This is a genomic window from Streptomyces pseudogriseolus (genome assembly GCA_002154585.1).
Taxonomy (GTDB): domain Bacteria; phylum Actinomycetota; class Actinomycetes; order Streptomycetales; family Streptomycetaceae; genus Streptomyces; species Streptomyces pseudogriseolus.
In genome coordinates, this window is record MUNG01000564.1 from 1 (window position 1) to 785 (window position 785).

Annotated in this window: 1 protein-coding gene; it reads left to right on the forward strand. The window is 76.4% G+C overall.

Annotated elements, in window-relative coordinates:
- Nucleotides 1-568 precede the first annotated feature (568 nt).
- On the forward strand, nt 569-785 hold a 217-nt coding region (locus CCN29_RS32740), incomplete at its 3' end, for a hypothetical protein (RefSeq protein ID WP_442538627.1).

The window sequence follows — 785 nt, forward strand, 5'->3', positions numbered from 1 at the left end:
ACCGGGTGCCGATGCCGGTCGTGGTGCGCTGCCCCGTCGGCGGCAACCGTGGCTACGGCCCCACCCACAGCCAGAGCCTCCAGAAGCACTTCCTCGGCGTGCCCAACCTGGCGCTGTACGAGACGAGTCCCTTCCACGACCCGTACGCGCAGCTCGCCGAGGGCCTCGACCGGGGGCCCGCGATGCTCTTCGAGGACAAGGTCCTCTACACCCGGCGGATGTTCCGCGACGGGGTGGTGGACGAGCACCACCGGTACGCGCTGCGCGGCGGACCCACCGGCTGGGCGCACGTGTCCCCCCGGGACGGCACCGCCGCCGACGTGGTGCTGATCTGTCCCGGCGGCACCGCGCACCGGGCCCTCGACGCGGCGCGGCTCCTGCGCGCCCGGGGGATCGCCGCGCACGTCCTGGTCCCGGCCCGGCTCTACCCGCCCGACCTGGAGCCGGTGCTGCCNNCCGCCTGGTCGCCGTGGCGGAGGAGAGCACCGAGGGCGGTACCTGGGGCGCCGAGATCGCCGCCCGGGTGCACGCGAGGATCTGGGAGCGACTGCGGGCACCCGTACTGCTGTTGAACTCGGCCGACTCCGTGGTGCCGACCGCGCCGCACCTGGAGGCGCGGGTGCTGCTCGGCGCGGAGCGGATCGCCGACGAGATCGAGGCCGGCGCGGCCCGGTCCCTGCCGCCCCGCGCGCCGGCCACCCCGCCGGAGACCTTCGCTGCGGAGGCAGGTGAGCCCGAAGCCGCGACCACGGACGGCGCCGAGCCGGCGGCCGGGGTGCCGGTCG